This window comes from Rhizobium album (assembly GCF_003122325.1).
Taxonomy (GTDB): domain Bacteria; phylum Pseudomonadota; class Alphaproteobacteria; order Rhizobiales; family Rhizobiaceae; genus Metarhizobium; species Metarhizobium album.
In genome coordinates this window covers 549,872-573,812 of the sequence record NZ_QFBC01000001.1, presented here as the reverse complement: position 1 = coordinate 573,812, position 23,941 = coordinate 549,872, and the positions used below count along the sequence as shown (strand labels likewise).

The window sequence follows — 23,941 nt, the reverse complement described above, 5'->3', positions numbered from 1 at the left end:
ATGAAACCGTTACCTCAATGGCAGGGAAATGCGTTGGCGTGGCGCGTGTCGTGCGCCGCATTGTGGACGATCTCGACATGCGAGAAGCCGACGAAACCGACGACGAACAAGCCGAGGCAGACGGCCATGGCCGACTGTACGACCGAGCCGGCCCGGGCGCCGGATGCTGCGACCGTGGTGGAAGCGTTTTGCTGAACAGACATGTATCGACCCTCTCCGATATCGTGCGTCGCATAAAAGCCATGCCCGGCCGGCGACGCGCGGCCAAAGCGAACCGATGTCGATCCTAGCGGTTTTGGGGCAGGAAAGCTGAAGCCATATGCGGCAGCGACCCTTCCGGTGACGCCATCCACACCATCAACTCCAATTTCGGGACACCCCGCCCGGTTCGGATCTCCATGATGGCAGGTCTCCTGGCTCGCAGGTCTTTGTCCTGAACCTCGCCTTCCCGGTGTCCCCACCAGTGGCCTCTTCGATTCACGACTCGCCGCGTACAGTTGCGGGGGCAGCCGCGCTTCGGGCCCCCTTTGGGTCGTCCCTAGCGCATTCCCTTTTCATCCCCGAGGCTTAGCCTTGAGGGAACCATCAAGAGCGGCAACTATCGCCGCCGCCGTGCGGCGTGTCAATATGATGGACGCAAGGAGTGTGGAAAGACACCGGCACCCGCCGGACCGTGCGCCGCGGGCTGCCGCCCTAACCGGCCGCCTTGGAAAGGACGTCCTCCGCCCACTGGTTGAGGCTCTTGCCGGCGAGATCCGCCGCCTTTGCCGCCCGCGCATGCACATCGGGATCGACCCGAAACATCATCTTTCCGGAATAGGGCTTTTGCGGCGGCTTGCCGAGCTTGCGGCAGGTCTCGATATAATCGTCCACCGCCTCGTGGAACGCCTGTTTCAGGTTTCCGACGCTATCGCCGTGGAAACCCACCACATCCGACACGCCGGCCAGCCTGCCGAAAAACAGCTCGTCTTCGGCATCGAACTCGATTCGGGCGGAATATCCCTTGTAGCTCAGGCTGTTCATGGCTTCGTTACTCCCAATTGCTGCAGATAGGCCCGCGCATCCCCGACCTGATAGCGTTTCGCTTGCCTCTCGGGATTCGGCCCATGGAAGGCGGCGACCAGCCCTTCCTTTTCGAAACGAACCCGCGAGCCGCTGCCTTCGATCAACCGGCAGCCGAGGGACAGAAGGGCGGAAAATCGCATCGAGCGTTCTGCGCTGCTTGCTGTTCATGCAAGCAACTTACGATCTGCAATCGTTCTTTGCAATCACTGTCGTGCCGGAACCGCCTTGAGATAGGCGGCGATCGCCTCGCGATCCTCCGCCGGCAGGCGCGCCATGTTCTTCTGCACCTCGACCATCGAACCGCCGACCGAATCGAAATCCGGGGTGAAGCCGGTTTCGAGATAGGTGGCGATGTCGGCCTCGCTCCATTCGCCGATGCTCTTCGAGCCGGGGGTGATGTTGGGAATGCGTCCCTTGCCTTCCGGATTGGGTGCGCCGGCCAGCCATTGGTCGGCCAGGAAACCGCCGAGCGCATTGCGCGGCGTGTGGCATTCGCCGCAATGGCCCGGTCCCTCGACCAGATATTGCCCGCGCTTCACCTTGTCGTCGGCCGACGCCAGCGTCACGCGCGGCGCGTCGGTAAAATAGAGGAATTTCCAGCCGCCGAGCGACAGGCGGATATTGAACGGAAACGGCAGATCGTGCGGCGCCGCGACATTGGTGCTTTTCGGCAGGGTGCGGATGTAGCCGTAGAGGTCGTTGATATCCTTCGCCGTCATGCGGGCATAGGAGCCGTAGGGAAAGGAAGGATAGAGATGTTCGCCATTGCGGCCGACACCGCGGGTCATGGCGTTGCCGAACTGCGCCAGCGTCCAGCCGCCGATGCCGGCCGTCTCGTCCGGCGAGATGTTCGGCACATGGAAGGTGCCGAAGGGGCTGGCCAGCGGCAGCCCGCCGGACAGCACCAGTTGCGCCTCGCCCTCCGCTCCCTTGGCGGCATGGCAACTGACACAGCCGCCGGCCCAGAAGATCCGCTCGCCGTTGGCAAGGTCGGGGTCGCCCAGCCCGGCCCAGTGCTCGTCCGGCTGCGGCGACGGCGCAGTGACGATGTAAAACGCCACGGCGCCGATGACGCCGACGCCGATCAGACAGAGCAGGATGCGGATCAGTCTGGCGAACATGGCGTTCCTCCTCGTCTCCAGTTGCAAAAGCGCCGCCAGCCGCTGGCGACCAACGTATCTTGTCGGGTGGGTCTATTGCCGGGGATCATTCCTTGATGCGATAGACCTGATGACAGCCGCCGCAATTGGCGCCGAGGGTTTTCAGGGCGGCGCCGACACCGGCGGCATCGGCCGGCAGTTGCGCCAGCACCGCGTCGGCATCGGCCGACAGCTTCAGCGACTTCGCCTTGAAGTCGTCAAAAGTCTCCCAGATCTTCGGGCTTGCGGCCTTGTCGCCGGTTTCCGAACCCGGCGGGAACTGGTCCGGGAAGGCCTTGGCGTTTTCGGAAATGGTCGACAGTGCCGCCTTGACCGCCTCGGCATCGTAAGGCTTCTCGCCCTTGGCGATGGCGGCGAGCGCGCCGGTGGCGCCGCCGACCTTCTTCATGATGGCTTCGCGATCTTCATGGGTGCCGACGGCAAAAGCCGAACCCAGGCCGAACGTGGCAAGAATGGCCGCGGTGGCGATCAGTCTCAATTTCATCTGTCTTCTCCCATGCCGCCGGCCTGGATGGCCAGTCGTGTCTAGCGATGGGTATGATTACAGGAAATAGCACCGAGGGGAGTAACAAAAGAGTGATTTTTTTCTTCGCCATGCGTCATCATCCGGTCATCACGGCGGACATTGCTTCCAAAGGCGCTTTATAAAGATGATTTTTACTTTCAACTTTTTCGTTTGCACTGCCTGCCGCCCACCGTTCAGGCGAAATGGCTGCCGATGCTCTGCCACAACATGACGGCGGCGACGACGACGAGCAGCAGGCCGGCTCCGCGCCCGACAAGGATGGTCGCGGCGGGATTGGCGATCAGCGCATCGCGGCTCCTGCCGGCGGCCAGCGCCACGGCGCCGTAGACGAGCAACTGCATCAGCGCCGTCATCACGCCCATTACCAGCGCCTGCTGCCAGACCGGGCCGTATTCCGGCCGGACGAACTGCGGATAGACGGCGAGCACGAACATATAGGCCTTGGGATTGATCAGGCAGGTGAGCGCGCCCTGGCGGAAGGCGGTGCGCAGCGAACGGCTGTCGCTGCGGCCGACGGCGTCGACGGTGATGGAGCTGCGCATCAGCGTATAGCCGATCCAGATCATGTAGGCGGCGCCGGCGACCAGCATCGGCACGAAAAGCCACGGCAGCCACCGGGCGATCAGGCCGGCGCCGAGCGCGCCGTAGAGCGTATGCACCGCGCCGCCGGCCATGATGCCGCCGGTCGCCGCAAAACCGGCGCTGCGGCCGTTGGTCAGCGCATTGGCCATGACGAACAGCATGTCGAGACCCGGCACGACGATGATGCCGAAGAGCAGAACGAGGAAAAGCCAGAGGTTGCCCATGTAGTCCATGTCAGTAAGTTTCCATCTTCTGGCGCGGAAATTTTCCGTCGCGCTTGTTTTTCAATTGCTTGGATGGTTCTATACGCAAGGGCAACTGACAGGGCTGTGTCAGTTGTGATGGCTGACGGACAAGGAAAAGCCGATGCGCAAGGCGTCCCGCCTCTTCGAGATCATCCAGATCCTGCGGCTGGCGAAAAAACCGGTGACGGCGGCGGCGATCGGCGCCGCGCTGGAGGTGACACCGCGCTCCATCTACCGCGACATCGCCGCGCTGCAGGCAATGCGGGTGCCGATCGAGGCATCGGCTATATCCTGCGGCCCGGCTTCGACCTGCCGCCGCTGATGTTTTCGATCGAGGAGATGGAGGCGATCGTGCTGTCGCTGGCGCTTCTGGAGCGCACGGCCGACGAAGCGTTGAAGCAGGCGGCGAAGGGCGTCAACGCCAAGATTGCCGCCGCCGTGCCCGGCCCGCTACGGCAGGTGCTGCACCGCAATGCCCTGCACGCCTGGGGCAGCGTCGCCCCCGCCCCCGACGGCATCGACCTCGGCCTCGTCAGGCAGGCGATCCGCGACGAACGCAAGCTGCTGATCGACTACCGGGACGAACTGGGCAACGCCACCGAACGCAAGATCCGGCCCCTGGCGCTGATCTATTATTCGGCAGCCGCCGTCATCGTCGCCTGGTGCGAGCTGCGCGCCGCCATCCGCAATTTCCGCGCCGACCGGGTGGAAGACGGCGTCCCGCTCGACGAGTTTTCCCCGGCGAAGGCAATGGTTTGCGCGAATTGTGGACGAGCGGCTGGTCGGCGGCGCCTGTGCAGGCGGTTCCCTGATTCACGGTCAGGTCAAAGCGCGCGACGTCTTTTAGTCGTCCAGCCCCTTGCCTTCCAGGATCCGCGGCGCCGCCTTGTCGATGCGGGTTTCGCGGGTCTTGGCCTGCTTGGCCGAGGAGAAGTGCAGCAGGTAGGCTTTTTGGCGGCCCGGCGTCAGGGCATCGAAGGCGGCGCTCAGATCCGGGTCTTCCGCAAGGCGGTCGCGGAACTCGTCCGGCATGGCAAAATCGGCCGTTTTCTTGAATTCCACTTTCAGACCGGCCTTTTCAACGGCAATGGCCCGGTGGATGTAGTCCTTGAGCACGGCCTCCATGCCGGCGATCTGCTCAAGGCCGGTGAAGCGGACCTGGCGGGCAGCCTGGACGTTTTCCGTCTGCTGGACAAGGATGCCGTCGGGATCGGTCATCAGCGCGCCCTTGAAGAAGAGATAGGCGCAATACTCCTTGAAGCCATGGATGAGAACGACGTTTCCCTTGCCCAGCGAATAACAGGGGCAACCCCACTTCAGGTCCTCGAACAGACCGCAGTCGAGCGCGAAACGGCGCAACGCCTCGAATTCCCGTCCCCATTTCTCCTCCCTGGCCAGAACCGTATCGATCTTGGGATTCGTTTTGCGCTCGGACACGCCGCACCTCCTCGCTGACCCGTCATCCGCGTAGCAATATGCGGTTCAGCGGATATCCCGCAAGTCCCGGCGCAGGCGTTCGGCATCGCCGCCGGCAAGGCCGGCCTCGATCTCTTCATGCGTGCTTTTCCACACCGGGAAGGCGCCGATCAGCGCCGCCCGGCCCTCTTCCGTCAGCTTGAGGCGTTTGCCGCGCCGGTCCTTCGGGTCTGTGGCGATCTCGACCAGGCCGCGGCGCGACAGCGGTTTCAGCATCGCCGTCAGCGTCGTGCGGTCCATGGCGAGCAGGTCGGCGACGGGTTTCATCGGCGGCGGCTCGGGGCGGTTGAGCGACATCAGCAGCGAAAACTGCCCGTTCGTCAGCCCGTACGGCTTCAAGACCTCGTCGAACCGGCGCGCCAGGGCGCGTGCCGCCCGCTGCGCATGCAGGCAGAGGCAAGTGTCACGCACGAAAAGCGTCGTCGAAAAAGGAATCAGGTCCTGGTTTGACATATCCGATTTATGTTGATATCAACCTATACCGTCAAGGAGAAGAAAACGAGAACACTTTGAGGAGAGTGCCTATCATGCCCCATCCTGTCGTATCGCGTGAAGAATGGCTGGAAGCACGCCGTGCGCTTCTGGTGCAAGAGAAGGAGGCGACGCGGCAGCGCGACCGTCTCAACGAGGCCCGGCTCGCTTTGCCCTGGGTCAAGGTCGACAAGGCCTATGCCTTCGACACCGCCGCCGGCCGCAAGACGCTGGCCGACCTTTTCGACGGCCGCAGCCAGTTGATGATCTACCATTTCATGCTGGGTCCGCAGTGGGAAGCAGGTTGCCCCGGCTGCTCCTTCCTGGCGGACCATCTCGACGGCACGCTGCCGCATCTCAACCATCACGACGTGACGCTTGTTGCCGTGTCGCGCGCACCGCTTGCCAAGATCGATGCCTACAAGCGCCGCATGGGCTGGCACTTTCCCTGGGTCTCGTCGGAAGACAGCGATTTCAACTTCGACTATCACGTGTCGTTCACGCCAAAGGACCTGGCGGGGGAAAACGTCTTCTACAACTTCACCGCCATTCCGCCGGAGCAGGCCCATGACGAACTGCCCGGCCTCAGCGCCTTCTACAAGGACGAGAACGGCGACGTCTTCCACACCTATTCGAGCTACGCCCGCGGTCCGGAAGAACTGATCGGCACCTACATGATCCTCGACCGCGCGCCGAAAGGCCGCAACGAGACGGAAATCATGGACTGGATGCGGCGCCACGACGAATACGAGGACAAGCCCAAGGCCGCTGCCTGCTGCCATTGACGAGCTTTTCCGGGCACGACCCCGACTCTACTTGCCTTTATCACGCCGTCATCCGCCGGCGCGATGATCGTCATCGCACGGTCCGGCGGATGCCACCGGAAAGACAGTCGGGCCGTCCCGGATCGGCCCGTCTCACGACCACCATTTGTCAAAAAGGGAGAGTTTTATGTCCGATACGCATGGCAAATTCGTCTGGTACGAACTGCTGACCCCCGACACCGCGGCAGCCGCGAAGTTCTACCACGACGTCATCGGCTGGAACGCCAAGGACTCCGGCATGTCCGGCGTCGATTTCGAATACACCATCTTCGAGGTGCCGAGCCACGATCGCGGCATTGCCGGCATGCTGCCGCTCACCGCCGAGATGAAGGCCCAGGGCATTCCGCCGAACTGGACCGGTTATGTTGCGGTCGACGACGTCGATGCCACGGCGGCAAAATTCGTCGAGCTCGGCGGCAAGATCTGGCGGCCGGCGGCCGATATCCCCGGCGTCGGCCGGTTTGCGGTCGTCGCCGACCTGCATGGCGCTGCCATCATCGTCTTCAAGCCGGCGCCCATGGACGGCGCACCGCCGGAAGACCTGCCGATGGGCACGCCGGGCGCCAACGGCTGGCACGAGCTTTATGCCGGCGACGCCGACGAGGCGCTGGAGTTCTATTCCAAGGTCTTCGGCTGGACGAAGGACAGCGAGATGGACATGGGTCCGCTCGGCAAATACCTGCTGTTCGCCCATAACGGCAAGATGATCGGCGGCATCATGACCAAGGAGCCCAATATCCCCGTGCCGTGCTGGGGTTACTATTTCTGCGTCGATTCCATCGACGCCGCCCTGGAGCGGGTTACGTCCGCCGGCGGCCGGGTGCTGAACGGGCCGATGGAAGTGCCCGGCGATGCCTGGGTGATCCAGTGCACCGATCCGCAGGGCGCCTATTTCTCGCTGGTCGGCGGGCGCTGATCGTCCCGCCCGCGCCTTTCGTTCAACCGCCGCGCTGGCGGCTTTGGTTCAACCGCCGCGCTGGCGGCTTTGGTTCAACCGCCGCGCTGGCGGCTGGCGAAGGGACGCTCCAGCGCCGGCAGGGCGGGCACGTCGATATGGTCGGGCGCAAGCCCGGCCCTTGCCCGCTCCGCCATCAGGCCATAAGCGCGCTCCAGATGCGCGGTGATGCGCGCGCCGTTGAACAGCGGCGCACAGAAACGGTTTTCCTCAAGGCGCTCCTTCAGTTCCGCCACCTTGCCCGGCGCGCGGGCGATGGCGGTTGCCATGGTGCAGAAGGCCTCGTCGTCGCGGGCGACCAGTTCGGACAGGCCGATGGCATTCAGCAGGCTTTCGGAAACCCGCGATGCAAAACTGTTGCCCCGGCTGGAAAGCACCGGCAGACCGGCCCAGAGCATATCCGATGTCGTGGTGTGGCCGTTGCACGGGAACGTATCCAGAGCAAGATCGGCGAGCGGCACCCGGGCAAGGTGATCGGCATAATTGGCCGAGCCGGTGAACAGGATGCGCTCCCCGGCGATGCCGGCTTCGGCGAAGGCGGAGCGGAGGTTGACGCGGGCGAGCGGTCGGTCGCAGAGGATCCAGAGCACCGACCCGGGCACGCGGTCGAGGATATTCGCCCACAAGGCGATGGTGCGCGGCGTGATCTTGGGCACGGCATTGAAAGAGGCGAAGACGAAGGCATCCTCCGGCAGGCTCCATTCGGCGCGGCTGGAGGCGTGCGGCAGCGGCCGGCCCGTCGTGTCGTTGGCCTGGTAGCTTTCCGGCAGGCGGCAGAGCTTTTCCGTAAAGAACGCCTTGCTGGCGTCCGGCGTGACGAAACGGTCGGTGATGGCGTAATCGAGATCGGCGCCGTGGACGCTGCCGGGGTAACCAAGGTAGGTGGCTTTCACCGGCGCATCGGAGCGATTGACGATGCCCAGCCGGGCATTCATCGTATGCCCCTTGAGATCGACCAGGATGTCGATATCGCGGGCCGAAATGGCATCTGCGGCGGCGCCGTCGCTCATCTCCTTCACCGGCACGATCGCCTTGCGCACCACCGGCGGAAAATGGCGCTCCTGCCAGTCGCGATGCTGGCCGTCCGAATGGCAGAACAGGGTGACGTCGAAGGCATCCCGGTCGTGCAGGGCGAGCACCTGGCCGAACAGCCGCATCGTCGGGTGATCGTAGAAATCGTTGGAAAGGTAGCCGATGCGGATCTTTCCGCCGGCGGCGGAAAAAGCCCGGCGGGCGGGCGCGGCCGGAACGGCGGCGACACGGGTCGAATCGGAATTCGGCCGGCGGCTGATCGCCTCGTCGTCGTTCCAGAAGACGCGGCCGAGCGCCGGTTCGCTCGCCAGCAGCTTCGTGGCCAGCGGACCGTCGGGCTCCTTCATGATCGCTTCGAATTCGGCGAGGATCTCGACGTCGCAGACCTCGCGGCCGACGACGAATTTCGAAGTCTGCAGCAGGAGGTTGCCAGGGTCGAGGCGGCAGGCCTGCTTCAACTCGCGCAACAGGACTTCGAAATTGTTGTTCAACCGGTGGCAATTGACGATCATCGCCATATGCTGCGGATTTGTCCGGTCGAGATTGTCGAGATACGGCGCGGTTTCCCCAAACCGTCCCTCGGAAAACAGTGTGTTGACGTAGGTGAAGGCGAGGTCGGTATCGCCGGGATTGAGCTTGACGGCCCTCTCGCCGACACCGAGGATTTTATCGCGTGCGCCGGCGTTGTGGTAAAGGGTAACGGCAAACTTGGCCAGCATGGCGCTTTTCGGGCTGGAAAAACTGGATGCTTCCGCGAAGGCATCGGCGGCGTCGAGCATCCGGCCGAGCTTCAGGTTCGTATTCCCAAGCAGGGCATAGGTATCCTGGTTGCGGACACGCTCCGCGGAAATGACCCGTTCCGTCAATTTCAGTGCCGACGGGAAATCGCCCTGCTGATAGGTCTGCAAGGCTTTCTTCAAGGTCTGGCTCATATCGGGGATCTCGCTTCCGTGCAGCGCGCAAGGGGGCACCCTGTCGCATCTGAAGCCCTGTATAAACCGCCGCGGCTTGCATGAAGCTTTTGCCGCAGAGCTCAGGGAATACACGATTAGCGCGTCAGCAACGCGCCGGCATGGACCGCGCCGACATGCATGCCGTTCCAGTTGCGCAGCGCCCGGTTGGCCATCGCCGTCAGGCCTGTTTGCTCCGGGGTGTCCTTGTCGAAGAAGCGCGACAGGACGGCGGCGACCATGGCTTCCGCCGCCCGCGTCGCCCCGTCCTCGCATTTGAGCGCGATGGCGATGCCCTTTTCCGGCACGGCGGCGCAGAACACGCCTTCGGCACCGGTCTTGGCGAAGATGCGGCCGGGGGCGATCTGCATGAGTTTGGTACAGGCCCGGCCGGTGCCGGCGACATAAAACGGTTCGGCCATGCACGCGTCGATGATGCGCCGGGACGCTTTTGCCCGTTGCGGGGCAAGCCCCGTTCCGGTGACCATCCGCGCAAAACCGTGGGCCAGCCCACGCAGCGGCACGGCATAGGTGGGGATGGAGCAGCCGTCGGTGCCGCAATTGTCGTGGCCGAGCGCCGCACCCGTCAGGCTTTCCATGATGCCGCGGATCTCCGCCTGGATCGGGTGATCATAGCTGCTGTAGCCCTTGGGGTCGGTGCCGGAATGGCAGGCGGCGCAGACGAAGCCGGCATGTTTTCCCGAACAGTTGTTGTGCAGGGCCGACGGCTTTTCCATGCTGCGGGCCTGCTCGATCAGCACCGGCTGCTCGAAAGACCAGTGGGCGCCGCACTCCAGCACCGTTTCGTCGCGGCCGGCGCGGGCGAGCATCGCCGCAGCAAGTGTTGCATGCGCCGGCTCGCCGGAATGCGACGCGGCCGACAGTGCCAGTTCGGCATTGCCGAAACCATAGGCGTCCGCCGCGCCGCTCTCGACCAGCGGCAGCGCCTGCATCGCCTTGCAGGCCGAGCGCGGGAATACCGTCGCGTCGATGTCTCCGAGCGAAAAGACCAGGCTGCCGTCGCCATCCACCACGGCCACCATGCCGCGATGCCGGCTTTCGACCAGGTCGCCACGCGTGACGTCTACGAGGACAGGGTTCGTCATGGCTGTTTTCTCCCGGATGCCAGATGCTGGGCGCAGCAATATCGTGCCGCCGCGCCCGTGCCAACGGCTTTCAAATGCCATAATCGCATGATGTTCATCGCAATGTCCCGCCATTGCACTTCCGCCGTTACCGCCGAAGGACTTTCATGAAGCTCGCAAAACGCCTGGCGATCGCCTTCCTCGTCATCTACCTGCTGCCGGCGCTGGCGTCTGCCGGATGGTGGGCGATCAAGGACAGGCCGCGCAGCTGGCGGGAGGCGGACTGGTCGTCGGCCGGGCTGCTGCCCAAGCCGGAAGAGGAAAAGGCGGCGGCGATCTACATCTTCTCGGCAGCGACCGGCGGAATGAAGGGCGCCGTTTCCAGCCATTCGTGGATCGTTACCAAGGGCAAGGGTGACCAAAGCTATACGCGCTACGACAAGGTCGGCTGGGGTTCGCCGATCCGCCGCAACGGCTATCCGGCGGACGCCTACTGGTATTCCAACACGCCGCATCTGGTGCGCGCCATCAGGGGTAAAGAGGCCGAGCGGCTGATCCCCGCCGTCGAGGCGGCGATCCGCGACTACCCTTATGCGAAACCCGGTTCCTACCGGCTCTATCCCGGCCCCAACTCCAATACCTTCGTGGCGCATGTGCTGCGGTCGGTGCCGGCGATCGGCGCGGTGCTGCCGCCGGATGCCGTCGGCCGCGACTACCTACCGGACGGCCGATTCTTCCAGCTCGACGACGACGGGCTCGACATGCACGCCTCGCTCTACGGCCTCATCGGCTTCTCCGCCGGGTTGCGCAGCGGCATCGAACTGCATCTGCTCGGCCTGGTGGCCGGTCTCGATGTCGTCGAGCCGGGGGTAAAGATCCCGGCGGTCGGCACGTTAAGGATGTAAAGGCCGGATGCGGTAGGCGCAGCGGCGGGCGCCGTGCAGGATATGCTCGAGGCGCTCGACATCGGCGTCGAGGATGCGGCGGAAGACGGCAAGCTCGGAAACGCAGAAATTGCTGCAGGCGGTCGCCGCCGCGCAGATCGGACAATGGTTCTCGACAAGGATGCACGACCCGTCCTCGTCGCGCCACCAGTCGGCCATGTAGCCCTCCTGCGTGCGCAATGCCGCCAGCCGGGCGACGCGGTCGGGCAGATCCCCCTCGCCGGCCAAGGCAGCCGCATAATGCGCCGCCGTCTGGTTTTCCCGGGCGGCGATCACCGCCTCCAGGGCCGCAGGCCCGAGCGTCTGCCGCAGGATGTCGATCAGGCCGGCGGCAAGCTCCGCGTGACCATCGGGAAAGACGCGATGGCCTTCCGCCGTCAGGTGCCATAACTGGCGCGGCCGGCCCCGGCCGCCATCGCCCTCGCTGCGCGCCTCGACCAGCCCCTTTGCCGCAAGCTTGGCCAATTGCTGGCGCGCCGCCTCGCCCGTCGTGCCGAGCGCCTCGCCGATCGTCGCGGCCAGTTGAGGCCCTTCCTTCTTGATGAGAATCAGGATCTTGTTGACCGGCGACTGCCGCATATATTTATCCAAGCTCCACCTTGATTAATTGCATAGCCCATGCAATTTTCCAATTTATAACTTGGAATAACAGAAAGCTGCCGGATTTCAACCGGCGGAATGGAAACACCCGATGTCGACGCCCGCTTCCGCAGCACCTTCCGCTTCCGTCTGGAGCCTTTTTTCCCCCACGCACCTCGCCGCCAGCCTGATGCTCGCCGGCGGCATTTCGCTCTATGCCATCGAGACCTATGTAACGGCGACCGTGATGCCGTCGGTGGTGCGCGATATCGGCGGGCTGCCGCTGTTTGCCTGGGTGACGACGCTCTACGTCGCCTGTTCGGTGCTCGGTTCGATCTTCATCGCCATCCGTCCGCGGGGCATGAGCCTCAACCGCACCTACATGGTCGGCGCCTTTCTGTTTCTCGCCGGCAGCCTGATCTGCGCGCTCGCCCCGACGATGGAAATCGTGCTGATCGGCCGTGCCGTCCAGGGTTTCGGCGCCGGCACGCTGTCGACGCTCGGTTACGCCTTCATCCGCTACGCCTATCCGGAGCCCTTGTGGGGCAAGGCCTCGACGCTCTATGCGGCGATCTGGGGCATCTCGACCTTCATCGGCCCGACGGTCGGCGGGTTCTTCGCCCATGACAGCGCCTGGCGCTACGCCTTCGCCATCATCATCCCCTTCGCGCTCGCCATGGGCACGCTGGCGCCGTGGCTGCTGCCGGAAGGCGCCGACGACCGCACGGAAACCAAGGCACCGGTGCGCCAGATGGTGTTGTTGATCGCCTCCGTGCTGATGGTGAGCTTTGCCGGCACGACGGAAAACGTATCCCTGCGCATGTGGCTGGTCGTCGCCGCCGTCGCGACCATCGCGGTCATGATCGTCGTCGAATGGAACGTGCCGGTGCGGCTCCTGCCGCGCGGCGGCGTCAACCTGAAGAAACCGATTTCACGTGTCTATATCGCCATGTTCATGCTTCTGGCGGCGCTGGTCTGCGACATCTATATTCCGTATTTCCTGCAGGTGCTCCATCACGTGACGCCGCTGATTTCCGGCTATCTCGTCGCACTGATCGCGCTCGGATGGACGATCGGCGCTTTCTTCAGCGCCAATCTCAAGGGCAGGACGATGCGATTGGCGATCATCTGCGGCGCGGCGCTCGAAGCCATCGCCACCGGCCTCCTGATCTTCACCATGGCACGCGACAATCCCGATTCCGACCTGACGCTGCTGATCGCCAACACCGTGCTGCTGTTCGGAATGGGGTTCGGCGTCGGCCTCGGCTGGGCGCATCTGGTGACCTATGTGTTGAAACTCGCCGACGAGGACGAGAAGGACAAGGCGTCCGCCGGTATCACCACGATGCAATCGCTCGGCAGCGCCTTCGGCGCGGCGATGGCCGGCGTTACGGTGAACAGTACCGGCCTGATCGCGCCGGGCGGCGTCGCCGGCAACATTTCGGCGGCGACCTGGCTTTTTGCGCTGTTCACCCTGCCCGCCCTCGTCGCGCTGGTCGCCAGCATCAGCCTGCGGAAAACCGCGACCGATACCTAGAATATCCGTGTTCTTGCCGCATTGTCCGGCACAGAAGCGACTACGCTTCGGCTGGACATGCTCTCGGAGGAAAGCGCCGGCGGCGAACTAGCGGCACGCGTGCTTGACACGATATCACGTAGACGAATGATTGCAGCCGGATTTTAAGGGAATTTCAAAACCGATCGTATAATATAAAGATCAGAGACAGATTTGCTCACGAAAGAGTTTCCCAAAGGCATGTCGAAGGCTTCGAGCATCATTGCTGCCAGCACATATCCGACGAAACGACGCGAGCCCGAAACACCGGAAACGGCGGGCTCGCATTCCGCGTTTCCGGATGCCCTGCTTGCGGGCTTTGCTGCCAGCGGCGCTGCGATTGCCCTCTTCGATCCGGCCGACCGACTGGTCTTCACCTCCGAGGGCATGCGGCGGATCTACAATATCCAGCCGGGCTGCGCCAGTTTCGACGACATCATGCGGCATTGTCATGCCACCCGCACCGGCCCGCGTTTTTCCGTCGACATCGAGACCTGGCTTTCCAATGCGCGGCAGAAGCGCCGCAGCGCGCCTTACCGTTCCTTCGAGATCGACATGGTCGACGGCAGCTGGTTCTGGTCGAGCGAAACCACCTATGACGGCGGCTGGGTGCTGCTGTTCGTCACCGACATCACGCCGCTGAAGACCAACGAGAGCCTGCTGCGGCTGGCGCGCGACCTCGCACAGCAGGCGGCCGATACCGATGCACTGACGGGCCTGCTCAATCGCCGCCACGTCATGTCGGTGTTTTCCTACAAGACGCTGGAGGCCGGCGAACGCGGCACCGCCTTTTCCGTCGCCCTCATCGACCTCGACCATTTCAAGACCATCAACGATCGCTTCGGCCACGCGGCCGGCGACAAGGTTCTCTGTCATTTCGCCGAACTGGCCAAGCAGAAGATCCGCGATACCGACACGCTCGCCCGCATCGGCGGCGAGGAATTCATGCTGTTGATGCCGGGGGTCCGGCTGCAACGCGCCGTCGATATCGTCGAGCGTATTCGCGAGGCGGTCAGCCGCTCGGCCCCGGTCGCCGGCATCGACCTCTCCTACACGCTGTCGGCCGGCATTGCCGAATGCATCGGCGAATGCCCGGAAGAGCTGTTCCAGCGTGCCGACAAGGCGCTCTACCGCGCCAAGCAGGCCGGGCGGAACCGCACGGAAGCCGCCCGCTGAACCCTCAGCATTTCCCGTGAACACGGGTTCACAGGATTGCTCCATCCTCTTGGTGTTGCCGCATTGTCCGACGCCGAAGCGATGCCGCTTCGGCTGGAAATGCTCCGGTTAGGCAAGCTTCAGCACGATCTTGCCGATATGCTCGCTGCTCTCCATCAGGCGATGCGCCTCCACCACCGCCTCGAACGGAAGCACGCTATGCATCACCGGCGCCAGGTCGCCGGCATCGAGCAGCGGCCAGACCTGGGACAGCAATTCGTCGCGAATGCCGCGTTTTTCTTCCGCCGTGCGTGGCCGCATCGTCGAACCGGTCACCGTCAGGCGCTTGACCATGATCGGCGCAAGGTTGACTTTCTCGGCCATGTTGCCGCCGAGGAAGGCGATGATCGACAGGCAGCCGTCCTTGGCGAGCGAGGCGAGGTTGCGCTCCAGATAGGCGGCGCCGATCATGTCGAGGATCGCATCGACGCCGCGTCCGTCCGTCTCCTCGCGGATGACGGCGGCAAAATCCTCAGTGCGATAATTGATCGCCCGTTTGGCGCCGAGCTTTTCGCAGGCCTGACATTTTTCCGGCGACCCGGCCGTGGCATAGACGGTGGCGCCGAAGGCGCGGGCAAGCTGGATGGCCGTCGTGCCGATGCCGCTGGTGCCGCCATGGATCAGCACGCTTTCGCCTTCCATCAGCCCGGCCATCTGGAACAGATTGGCCCAGACGGTGAAGAAGGTTTCCGGCAGCGCCGCCGCGCGCACGGCGTCGTACCCTTTCGGAAACCGCAGCGCCTGGCCGGCCGGCAGCACGCAATAATCGGCATAGGCGCCGCCATTGGTCAGGCCGCAGACCTTGTCGCCGATGGCAAAACCGGTCACGCCGGCACCGAGCCCGACCACCTCGCCGGCGATCTCCAGCCCGAGCACCGGGCTCGCATCCTTCGGCGGCGGATAGGACCCCTGCCGTTGTGCGACATCGGGGCGGTTGACACCGGCAGCCTCGACGCGGACGAGCAATTCACCTTCGCGCGGCTGCGGCAGCGGACCGCGGGCGACCACCATCACCTCCGGCGCGCCAAACTGCGGCAAATCGATGTAACGCATATCCTTCGGCAGACTCATTGCTCACGCCCTCCTGTTCGGCATGGCAACCGCAATAGAGGAAGCCGCGCGACTTGAAAAGCCGACCGCTTGCCGCGCCCTGAAAGCGCATCGCAACGCTTCAGATCCGCCCTCAGGTCCTGGCACTTTGTTTCTGCATGTCATTTTCGCCAAAAACCTGGAAGGCAAGGCCGCTGTCGCTGTTCTTGGCGCGCGCCTTGACGGCGGCGATTTCGGCGCTGACGCGGGCGCTGTCGTCGATGACAAGGCCGGCCGGCAGTTCCAGCACGCCGATCGAGCAGCGCATCAGCTGGAAGATCCGCTCGTTGCCGGTGCGGTCGTGGCCCTTGATGTAGCCGTTGATGCGGTCTTCCTCGGTGTAGAGGTCGATCACGTCGTCGTGGAAATCGGTAAGCAGGCGGTCGAGGATTTCGGTGATCTCCTCCGTCGACCAGCCGGAGATGCCGATGAAGAAATCGTCGCCGCCGACATGACCGAGGAAATCGCCCTCGGAGAAGAAATAGCGGCGCATCAGCGCCGCGAAAAGCGAGATGGCGTGATCGCCGATATGGAAGCCGTAATGATCGTTGAACGGCTTGAAGTTGTCGAAATCGCAATAGCAGAAGAAGCGGGTCTCGTCGCCGTCGCGGCCGGCGGACTGCATGAACTCGCGGATGGCGCGGTTGCCCGGCAGGCCGGTCAGCGGGTTCTGGTCCTGCGCCGTCTTCAGCTGCTTTTCGTTGATGACCTTGATCAGCGAGGCGGCGGAAACGACGCCGGCATAGCGCATGTTCTCGGTGAGGATGACGCAGTCGCTGCCATCCATGTTGGCGAAGATCGCCATCAGCCGCTCCGCATCCGCATCCAGGCCGACGGTGGGCGCGCGGTCGACGAATTGCGAGATGGAGCGTTCGTAGACCTTGTTCTTCAACAGGTCGCGGCCGAACGGCTGGTAGATATATTCCTTCAGGTGATATTCGTTGATGATGCCGCGCGGTTCGCCGTTGGCGTTCAGCACCGGAAAGAAGGCCTGGCGCGGGTTGCGCCGGAACAGCTCGAAGACGTCCTCGATGCTGTCGTTCTCATAAACGGTCGGCAGCCGCTCGATCTGCTTGCGGATGAGGATTTCGTCGAGCGACTGGCTGGAACGCTTCATCGTCCCGAGATCGCGCAGGTGCGGGAAGGCCGGCTTCAGCTCGGAGACGAAGGTGGTGGGGCGGGAGATGAACCAGCCCTGCACCAGATCGACGCCATATTCGCGGCAGGCCAGGAATTCCGCCTCGGTCTCGATGCCCTCGGCGATGACGCGGATGCCGAGCACATGCGCCATGTTGACGAAATTCTTGAACAGGTGGCGCTTGCGGGCGCTCTTGTCGATATCGGCGACGAAGTGGCGGTCGATCTTGAGATAATCGACCGGATAGTCGCACAGCAATTTCATCTCGCCATGGCCGACGCCGAAATCGTCGATGGCGAGCTTGAAGCCCGCCTTGCGCATGGTGGCGATCAGCGCCGAAAATTCCGGCACGCTGGTATTGTCGAACCGCTCCGACAGTTCGAAGCACAGCGAGGACGGCGGGATGTTGTTCTTGCGCAGGTGCTGCAGCAGGGTTTCGACCAGCCGTTCGCCATGGCGAATCAGCCGGACGTCGAGGTTGAGGAACAGGGTGGCGGAGGAGAAGTCCTCGATGGTGGCGAATTTCGCCAACGCCCGGCTGGTCAGCATCTGCTCCAGCGCGACCAACTGGCCGGTCTTGTCAGCCTGGTCGAGCACTTCCAGCGGGGAATCGAAACCCATCCGGTCGAAACCGCGCATCAGCGATTCGTAACCGAAGACGGTTCCCGTGCCGGCTTCGACGATCGGCTGGAAGGCACTTTCGATCACCAGCTTGGCGAGCGTCACCAGCTGGTCGCTGGCATAGCGGCGCAAAAGTTCAGGTTCGGTGTGCTGCGCCATCAACATGCTGCGTTCCTCAAATCCACACGGGCTCAAATCCATAAAGGCACGCCCGCAGGATTCCCGGCAAAAGGTCAATAAAACCTTTTGCCAGTGTGAAACTTGCATGAATGTTTGATGATCGGCGCGAGGCTTGGCGGGAAATTTCCCGCTCAGGGTGTGTTCTCTTTCGTTTTCAAGGTCTTGCCGGCAATCACCCCCGTCAGCACGCCGCCGTGGGCAGGCGGTGCATATGGGCGCTGAAAAGGTCCGCGACACAGACCCTTTCGCTGTCCAGCCACTCGCGGCGGGAGCTCGCTTCCCACATCTTTTCCTCGCCGAAGCGCGGCGCGCCGCGCCGGGTTTCGCTCCACAGCTTCAGCGCCTCGCGCACGACGTCGCTTTCGGACGCATAGGTGCCGTCATCAACGGCAGCCCGGATGGCAGCAGCAAGTTGGGGTGGGACGGTGGCATTAACGATCGGCATGTGTTTTCTCCCTCGTTCTATCGCACGGAGTAACCACCAGGATACGCTGTACCCGATCCTTGGACGGATCCGGCCGATGCCCTGTCGCTGCCTACGGAAACCGGGTGACGCCGCTTCGAACAGGTCTCGCACGCAACACGCCAGGAAAACGAATCTAGGCCTTCTTCGTGCGCTTGTCAAAAACATGGGGACCGTGCCCGCGGCCGACAAGTGTGCAGTTGCCGATTTCCGTGCAGATGAACGGCAAAACAGCAGATCATTCGGGCGGAAAAATTTCGCGTTTTTTATTGATTGGCGCGTCAATCAAAAATAGACTGCCGTCATTCTGCTTGGACCAAACCAGAGGACGGACCGCCCCGATGGCCCTTCGCAACAAGCTTCTGCTGATCATTCTCGACGGCCAGCCCTGGCGCAACGCCCGCCGGCTGATGGGCAATCTCGAGGGCTGGGTGCAATCCGGCGAGGCCCGCGTGTGGAAGATGCGCTCCGTGCTGCCCTCCACCTCGGCCTCCTGCTACGCCTCGATCCACACCGGCGTTTCGCCGCAGGTGCACGGCGTGCTCTCCAACGAGACGCTGTTCCGCGTCGCCCAGCCGGACATCTTCTCGGAAGTGGCCAAGGCCGGCGGCAAGACGGGGGCGGTGACGCATTCCTTCTGGTCGATGTTCTTCCAGCGCTCGCCTTTCGACATGGTGCGCGACATCGAATACGACGAGCCGGAGGGGCCGATCCATCACGGCCGCTTCCACACCATGAGCGGCTACAACCACCAGAACCAGATGACGCCGTGCGACCTCGACCTGTTCGCGACCCTGACGCGGCTGACCGAGCGTTTTTCCATCGATTACGGTATTCTGCACACCTGCACGCTGGACAGCATGGGCCACCGCTACGGGCATGACTGCGGCCAGATGGACGGCGCCTGCTTCGTCATCGACGCGCAGCTCGCCGCCTTCCTGCCGCGCTGGCGCAGGAACGGCTACGAGGTGATCGTCACCGCCGACCACGGCCAGACCAACCGCGGCCACCATGGCGGCCATGACGAGGAGATGCAGGATTTCGCCTTCTACTGGTTCGGCGGCGGCGAAGGCCCCTCGGAGGATACGCTGCTCGACCAGCTGCAACTGGCGCCGACCGTGCTGTCCCGCCTTGGCGTGCCGGTGCCGGACAGCATGAAGGCCAGCGCCTTCCTGCGCTGACACAGAAGGGAGACGGGATGCCGAAAGTCGGAATGGAGCCCATTCGCCGCAAGGCGCTGACGGATGCCGCGCTGCGCGCCATCGGCGACCACGGTTCGCTCGACGTGACCATGTCGGAGATCGCCCGGCAGGCCGGCGTTTCGGCGGCACTGGCGCATCATTATTTCGGCTCCAAGGACCGGCTGGTGATCGAGACGATCCGCAGCCTTCTGCGCCAACTGCGCGCCGATGCCGTTGCGGCGCTCGGCGCGGCCGCCTCGCCGCGGGACAGGCTGTCGGCGGTGATCCGCATCAGCTTCCAGGCCGACCAGTTCAGCCCGGAGACCATCGCCGCCTGGCTCGCCTTCTATGTCGAGGCGCAGCGTTCGGAGGAGACGCGGCGGCTCCTGGTGCTCTACAGCCGCAGGCTGCATTCCAACCTCGTGGCCAGCCTGCTCGACCTCTGCCCGCGTGCCGATGCCGAACGCATCGCCGAAGGTTTAGCGGCGATGATCGACGGTCTCTACATCCGCCAGAGCCTGAAATCCGCACCGATCAGCATCGAGGCTTCGGTGGCGATGACCGAGGATTACCTGGCGATGCAACTTCAGGCGGTGAACCGATGAGCGACTTCCGTATGTGGCACGACGGCGCCTCTTTGCCCTTCTCTCCCGCGGGAAGAAGGGATATGCCGCACCGTTTTGCCGTATTCCGCTGCCGCGTGGGGCAAGTCCCCTCTCCCCGTAAAACGGGCAGAGGGTTAGGGTGAGGAGCAATCTTGCCAGTATAAAACTGAATTAAATCAATATTATAACAAGGGAACACCCCGTTGAGCCATACCCAGCCGAATATCCTGATCATCATGGTCGACCAGCTCAACGGAAAGTTCTTTCCCGACGGCCCGGCCGACTTCCTGCATGCGCCGCACATGAAGGCGCTGGCCGCCCGCTCGGCGCGCTTCCGCAACAACTACACCTCGTCGCCGCTCTGCGCCCCTGCCCGCGCCTCGTTCATGGCCGGCCAGCTGCCGAGCCGCACGCAGGTCTACGACAACGCCGCCGAATATGTCTCGTCGATCCCGACCTATGCCCATCACCTGCGCCGCGCCGGCTATTACACCGCGCTGTCCGGCAAGATGCATTTCGTCGGGCCAGACCAGTTGCACGGTTTCGAGGAACGGCTGACCACCGACATTTATCCGGCCGATTTCGGCTGGACGCCGGACTACCGCAAGCCCGGCGAGCGCATCGACTGGTGGTACCACAATCTCGGCTCGGTCACCGGCGCCGGTGTCGCCGAAATCACCAACCAGATGGAATATGACGACGAGGTCGCTTTCCTCGCCAACCAGAAGCTCTATCACCTTTCGCGCGAAAACGACGACCAGGGCCGCCGCCCCTGGTGCCTGACCGTCTCCTTCACCCATCCGCACGATCCTTACGTGGCGCGGCGGAAATACTGGGATCTCTACGAGGACTGCGAACACCTTCTGCCGGAGATCGGCACCTTGCCGGACGAACAGCAGGACCCGCATTCGCAACGCATCATCCACTCCTGCGACTACCAGAACGCCACGGTAACCGAGAACGACATCCGCCGTTCGCGCCAGGCCTATTTCGCCAACATCTCCTATCTCGACGACAAGATCGGCGAGCTGGTCGATACGCTGACGCGGACGCGGATGCTGGACAATACCTTCATCCTGTTCTGCTCCGACCACGGCGACATGCTGGGCGAGCGCGGCCTATGGTTCAAGATGAATTTCTTCGAGGGGTCCGCCCGCGTGCCGCTGATGATCGCCGGCCCCGGCATCACGCCCGGCCTGCACACGACGCCGACCTCCAATCTCGACGTGACGCCGACGCTTGCCGACCTCGCCGGCATTTCGCTCGACGGCGTCAAGCCCTGGACCGACGGCATGAGCCTCGTGCCGATGATGAACGGCGTGGCCCGCACCGAGCCGGTGCTGATGGAATATGCCGCCGAGGCTTCCTACGCGCCGCTGGTCGGCATCCGCGAGGGCAGGTGGAAATACATCCATTGCGAACTCGACCCCGAGCAGCTTTTCGACCTCGATGCCGATCCGCTGGAACTGACCAATCTCGCGGCAGATCCCGCCCATGCCGAAACGCTCGGTCACTTCCGCGCCAGGCGCGATGCCCGTTGGGACATGGGGCGTTTCGACGCCGCCGTGCGCGAAAGCCAGGCGCGGCGCTGGGTGGTCTACGAAGCGCTGAGGAACGGCGCCTATTACCCCTGGGACCACCAGCCGCTACAGCGCGCTTCCGAGCGCTACATGCGCAACCATATGGATCTCAACATTCTGGAAGAATCGAAACGGTATCCGCGCGGAGAGTGACTGTGAGAAAAGCGAGATACAATGCGCGAGGCGGCTTCGGCCCGGACATCGACAGCCCAGCGGACGGAATTCTGAACGAGGCCTGGGATGCAGAGACGCCGGGTAAGCGGACCAAACTCGCCCGCAAGGCGCTCTCCGTCGATCTCGACTGCATCGATGCCTATAACATTCTCGGCATTCACGCCGAAAGCCACGCCGAAAGCATCGCCCTGTTCCGTGAGGGGGTAAGGATCGGGGAGAGGCTCTTCGCGCCGGTCCTCGACGATGAAGACATGGCCTGGTGGGGCTTCCTCGGCACCCGTCCCTGGATGCGCGCGCAGCATAATCTGGGCCTCGCCCTGATGGCCGCGGGAGATGCGAAGGAGGCTGCCGAGACCTTCAAGCGACTGCTCAAGCTGAACCCGAATGACAACCAGGGCGTTCGGACCCTGGTGATGAAGCTTTCGGCGGAAAGCGGCGACTATAGCGATTGCCGCATTCTCTTCGCCGACTACGACGGAGATGGCTCCATAGAGTTCGTGGCAACCAAGCTGCTGGTCGATCTGGCCAGCAAACGGAAGATCGATTTCCGCCGGCATTTCGACGAAATAGAAGCCAGCAATCGATATTTCCTGCCCCTGCTCGCCACGGCGGCCAAGAGCAACAGGTGGCCCCGCGCCGTGTCGGCCGACTTGATTGCCTGGGGCAGCAAAGAAGCCGCAGCCATCTATCTCAACGAATTCAAGGCGGCGTGGCAAAGAAGCCCGAAACTGCTCGCCGGTTTCCTGGAAGCCTATCTCGCCCAACAGGCAAAGGATCGCACATGAAAGCCCAACCCAAAGCCTCGCACTTCATCGACGGCGAGTATGTCGAGGACGCCGACGGCACCGTCTTCGAAAGCCTGTATCCGGCCACCGGCGAAGTCATCGCCCGCCTGCATGCGGCAACGCCCGCCATCATCGAGAAGGCGATCGCCGCTGCCAAGCGCGCCCAGCCGGAATGGGCGGCGATGAGCCCGACGGCCCGCGGCCGCATCCTCAAGCGCGCCGCCGAGATCATGCGTGAACGCAACCGCGAACTCTCGGAACTCGAAACGCTCGACACCGGCAAGCCGATCCAGGAAACCATCGTCGCCGACCCGACGTCCGGCGCCGACAGTTTCGAATTCTTCGGCGGCATCGCCGCCACGGCGCTGAACGGCGACTATATCCCGCTCGGCGGCGATTTCGCCTATACCAAGCGCGTGCCGCTCGGCGTCTGCGTCGGCATCGGCGCCTGGAACTATCCGCAGCAGATCGCCTGCTGGAAGGGCGCGCCCGCCCTGATCGCCGGCAACGCCATGGTGTTCAAGCCCTCGGAGAACACGCCGCTCGGCGCGCTGAAGATCGCGGAAATCCTGCACGAGGCCGGGTTGCCGAAGGGCCTCTACAACGTCATCCAGGGCGACCGCGACACCGGGCCGCTGCTGGTCAATCATCCCGACGTCGCCAAGGTGTCGCTGACCGGCTCGGTGCCGACCGGCCGCAAGGTGGCCGCCGCCGCCGCCGGCCACCTGAAGCACGTCACCATGGAACTCGGCGGCAAGTCGCCGCTGATCGTCTTCGACGATGCCGACATCGATTCCGCCATCGGCGGCGCCATGCTCGGCAATTTCTATTCGACGGGACAGGTGTGCTCCAACGGCACGCGCGTCTTCGTGCAGCGCAAGGTGAAGGAAACGTTCCTGTCGCGCCTGAAGGCCCGCACCGAGGCGATCCTCATCGGCGACCCGATGGACGAGGCGACGCAGCTCGGCCCGATGGTCTCCTGGGCGCAGCGCGAGAAGGTGCTCGCCTACATCGAGAAGGGCAAGGCCGAGGGCGCGACGCTTCTGACCGGCGGCGGCATTCCCAACAATGTCGCCGGCGAAGGCTATTATGTGCAGCCGACCGTCTTTGCCGACGTCACCGACAAGATGACCATCGCCCGCGAGGAGATTTTCGGCCCGGTGATGTGCGTGCTCGATTTCGACGACGAGGCGGAGGTCATCGCCCGCGCCAACGCCACCGAATTCGGCCTGTCCGGCGGCGTCTTCACCGCCGACATCTCCCGCGCCCATCGTGTCGTAGACCGGCTGGAAGCCGGCACGCTGTGGATCAACACCTACAATCTCTGCCCGGTGGAGATCCCCTTCGGCGGCTCGAAACAATCCGGCTTCGGCCGCGAAAATTCCGCCGCGGCGCTGGAGCACTACAGCGAGCTGAAGACGGTCTATGTCGGCACCGGGCCGGTTCAGGCGCCGTATTGAG

General features: G+C 63.7%; 24 protein-coding genes, 1 pseudogene and 1 riboswitch. Of the genes and pseudogenes, 11 read left to right on the top strand and 14 right to left on the bottom strand.

Annotated features, from left to right (window positions below; all coding sequences use genetic code 11):
* Positions 1–14 precede the first annotated feature (14 nt).
* The 6 genes from DEM27_RS02800 to DEM27_RS02775 all read right to left on the bottom strand — a co-directional run bounded on the left by DEM27_RS02800 (position 15) and on the right by DEM27_RS02775 (position 3,566).
* On the bottom strand, positions 15–203 hold the full coding sequence (locus DEM27_RS02800) for a CbtB domain-containing protein (protein ID WP_109456646.1): 189 nt from the start codon (positions 201–203) through the stop codon (positions 15–17).
* A 183-nt stretch (positions 204–386) separates the two neighbouring features.
* Positions 387–601: riboswitch (cobalamin riboswitch) on the bottom strand.
* 92 nt (positions 602–693) lie between these two features.
* A complete protein-coding gene (locus tag DEM27_RS02795; protein ID WP_109456645.1) occupies positions 694–1,023 on the bottom strand; it encodes a type II toxin-antitoxin system HicB family antitoxin in 330 nt (109 codons plus the stop codon).
* Positions 1,020–1,205, bottom strand: a complete 186-nt coding sequence (locus DEM27_RS02790; protein ID WP_245445618.1) for a type II toxin-antitoxin system HicA family toxin — start codon at positions 1,203–1,205, stop codon at positions 1,020–1,022. Before DEM27_RS02790 ends, DEM27_RS02795 begins: the two co-directional genes overlap by 4 nt.
* A gap of 63 nt (positions 1,206–1,268) precedes the next feature.
* Positions 1,269–2,186: a cytochrome c gene (locus DEM27_RS02785; protein WP_109456644.1), complete on the bottom strand. Its 918-nt coding sequence runs from the start codon at positions 2,184–2,186 to the stop codon at positions 1,269–1,271.
* A gap of 85 nt (positions 2,187–2,271) precedes the next feature.
* Entirely contained in the window at positions 2,272–2,709 is a 438-nt protein-coding gene (locus DEM27_RS02780; RefSeq protein WP_109456643.1) for a c-type cytochrome, read from the bottom strand.
* 215 nt (positions 2,710–2,924) lie between these two features.
* The gene (locus tag DEM27_RS02775) at positions 2,925–3,566 is read right to left on the bottom strand and encodes a LysE family translocator (RefSeq protein ID WP_109456642.1); all 642 of its coding nucleotides are present in this window, start codon (positions 3,564–3,566) and stop codon (positions 2,925–2,927) included.
* 133 nt (positions 3,567–3,699) lie between these two features.
* Between DEM27_RS02775 and DEM27_RS02770 the strand changes: the two are divergent.
* A pseudogene (locus DEM27_RS02770) lies at positions 3,700–4,390 on the top strand (helix-turn-helix transcriptional regulator).
* Positions 4,391–4,421: 31 nt separating this feature from the next.
* Here the strand turns inward: DEM27_RS02770 and DEM27_RS02765 are convergent.
* Both DEM27_RS02765 and DEM27_RS02760 read right to left on the bottom strand, forming a co-directional pair.
* Complete coding sequence (locus DEM27_RS02765) at positions 4,422–5,015, bottom strand: YdeI/OmpD-associated family protein (RefSeq protein ID WP_109456641.1); 594 nt, start codon at positions 5,013–5,015, stop codon at positions 4,422–4,424.
* 45 nt (positions 5,016–5,060) lie between these two features.
* A complete protein-coding gene (locus tag DEM27_RS02760) occupies positions 5,061–5,507 on the bottom strand; it encodes a MarR family winged helix-turn-helix transcriptional regulator (protein ID WP_109456640.1) in 447 nt (148 codons plus the stop codon).
* A 74-nt stretch (positions 5,508–5,581) separates the two neighbouring features.
* On the opposite strand from DEM27_RS02760, the gene DEM27_RS02755 reads away from it, so the two are divergent.
* A complete protein-coding gene (locus DEM27_RS02755; RefSeq protein ID WP_109456639.1) occupies positions 5,582–6,310 on the top strand; it encodes a DUF899 domain-containing protein in 729 nt (242 codons plus the stop codon).
* 166 nt (positions 6,311–6,476) lie between these two features.
* Positions 6,477–7,265 carry a VOC family protein gene (locus DEM27_RS02750; protein ID WP_109456638.1) on the top strand — a complete coding sequence of 263 codons (789 nt, stop codon included), beginning with the start codon at positions 6,477–6,479 and terminating at the stop codon, positions 7,263–7,265.
* 74 nt (positions 7,266–7,339) lie between these two features.
* Here DEM27_RS02750 and DEM27_RS02745 read toward each other — a convergent pair whose 3' ends face one another.
* On the bottom strand, positions 7,340–9,268 hold the full coding sequence (locus tag DEM27_RS02745; RefSeq protein WP_109456637.1) for an O-linked N-acetylglucosamine transferase, SPINDLY family protein: 1,929 nt from the start codon (positions 9,266–9,268) through the stop codon (positions 7,340–7,342).
* 116 nt (positions 9,269–9,384) lie between these two features.
* On the bottom strand, positions 9,385–10,392 hold the full coding sequence (locus DEM27_RS02740; RefSeq protein WP_109456636.1) for an asparaginase: 1,008 nt from the start codon (positions 10,390–10,392) through the stop codon (positions 9,385–9,387).
* A 146-nt stretch (positions 10,393–10,538) separates the two neighbouring features.
* Between DEM27_RS02740 and DEM27_RS02735 the strand changes: the two genes are divergently transcribed.
* Positions 10,539–11,276 carry a DUF3750 domain-containing protein gene (locus DEM27_RS02735; RefSeq protein ID WP_109456635.1) on the top strand — a complete coding sequence of 246 codons (738 nt, stop codon included), beginning with the start codon at positions 10,539–10,541 and terminating at the stop codon, positions 11,274–11,276.
* Here DEM27_RS02735 and DEM27_RS02730 read toward each other — a convergent pair.
* Positions 11,265–11,894, bottom strand: coding sequence for a helix-turn-helix transcriptional regulator (locus DEM27_RS02730; protein WP_109456634.1), 630 nt, complete (start codon positions 11,892–11,894; stop codon positions 11,265–11,267). The two genes, DEM27_RS02735 and DEM27_RS02730, sit on opposite strands and share 12 nt — an antisense overlap.
* A 112-nt stretch (positions 11,895–12,006) precedes the next feature.
* Here DEM27_RS02730 and DEM27_RS02725 point away from each other — a divergent pair, with 112 nt between their 5' ends.
* Positions 12,007–13,431 carry an MFS transporter gene (locus DEM27_RS02725; RefSeq protein ID WP_109456633.1) on the top strand — a complete coding sequence of 475 codons (1,425 nt, stop codon included), beginning with the start codon at positions 12,007–12,009 and terminating at the stop codon, positions 13,429–13,431.
* Between the two features lie 219 nt (positions 13,432–13,650).
* The gene (locus tag DEM27_RS02720) at positions 13,651–14,625 is read left to right on the top strand and encodes a sensor domain-containing diguanylate cyclase (RefSeq protein ID WP_109456632.1); all 975 of its coding nucleotides are present in this window, start codon (positions 13,651–13,653) and stop codon (positions 14,623–14,625) included.
* A gap of 108 nt (positions 14,626–14,733) precedes the next feature.
* Here DEM27_RS02720 and DEM27_RS02715 read toward each other — a convergent pair whose 3' ends face one another.
* The 3 genes from DEM27_RS02715 to DEM27_RS02705 all read right to left on the bottom strand — a co-directional run bounded on the left by DEM27_RS02715 (position 14,734) and on the right by DEM27_RS02705 (position 18,137).
* A complete protein-coding gene (locus tag DEM27_RS02715; RefSeq protein WP_109456631.1) occupies positions 14,734–15,735 on the bottom strand; it encodes an NAD(P)H-quinone oxidoreductase in 1,002 nt (333 codons plus the stop codon).
* A 112-nt stretch (positions 15,736–15,847) separates the two neighbouring features.
* On the bottom strand, positions 15,848–17,677 hold the full coding sequence (locus DEM27_RS02710) for a bifunctional diguanylate cyclase/phosphodiesterase (RefSeq protein ID WP_245445616.1): 1,830 nt from the start codon (positions 17,675–17,677) through the stop codon (positions 15,848–15,850).
* Positions 17,678–17,873: 196 nt separating this feature from the next.
* The gene (locus tag DEM27_RS02705; protein WP_109456629.1) at positions 17,874–18,137 is read right to left on the bottom strand and encodes a ribbon-helix-helix domain-containing protein; all 264 of its coding nucleotides are present in this window, start codon (positions 18,135–18,137) and stop codon (positions 17,874–17,876) included.
* Between the two features lie 359 nt (positions 18,138–18,496).
* On the opposite strand from DEM27_RS02705, the gene DEM27_RS02700 reads away from it, so the two are divergent.
* From DEM27_RS02700 to betB, 5 genes are all read left to right on the top strand, one after another.
* Positions 18,497–19,336 carry an alkaline phosphatase family protein gene (locus tag DEM27_RS02700; protein ID WP_109456628.1) on the top strand — a complete coding sequence of 280 codons (840 nt, stop codon included), beginning with the start codon at positions 18,497–18,499 and terminating at the stop codon, positions 19,334–19,336.
* A gap of 17 nt (positions 19,337–19,353) precedes the next feature.
* A complete protein-coding gene (betI, locus tag DEM27_RS02695) occupies positions 19,354–19,941 on the top strand; it encodes a transcriptional regulator BetI (protein ID WP_109456627.1) in 588 nt (195 codons plus the stop codon).
* A gap of 203 nt (positions 19,942–20,144) precedes the next feature.
* A complete protein-coding gene (gene betC, locus DEM27_RS02690) occupies positions 20,145–21,674 on the top strand; it encodes a choline-sulfatase (protein WP_109456626.1) in 1,530 nt (509 codons plus the stop codon).
* A 2-nt stretch (positions 21,675–21,676) separates the two neighbouring features.
* Complete coding sequence (locus DEM27_RS02685) at positions 21,677–22,480, top strand: tetratricopeptide repeat protein (RefSeq protein ID WP_109456625.1); 804 nt, start codon at positions 21,677–21,679, stop codon at positions 22,478–22,480.
* Positions 22,477–23,940: a betaine-aldehyde dehydrogenase gene (gene betB / locus DEM27_RS02680; RefSeq protein WP_109456624.1), complete on the top strand. Its 1,464-nt coding sequence runs from the start codon at positions 22,477–22,479 to the stop codon at positions 23,938–23,940. Before DEM27_RS02685 ends, betB begins: the two co-directional genes overlap by 4 nt.
* Position 23,941 lies beyond the last annotated feature (1 nt).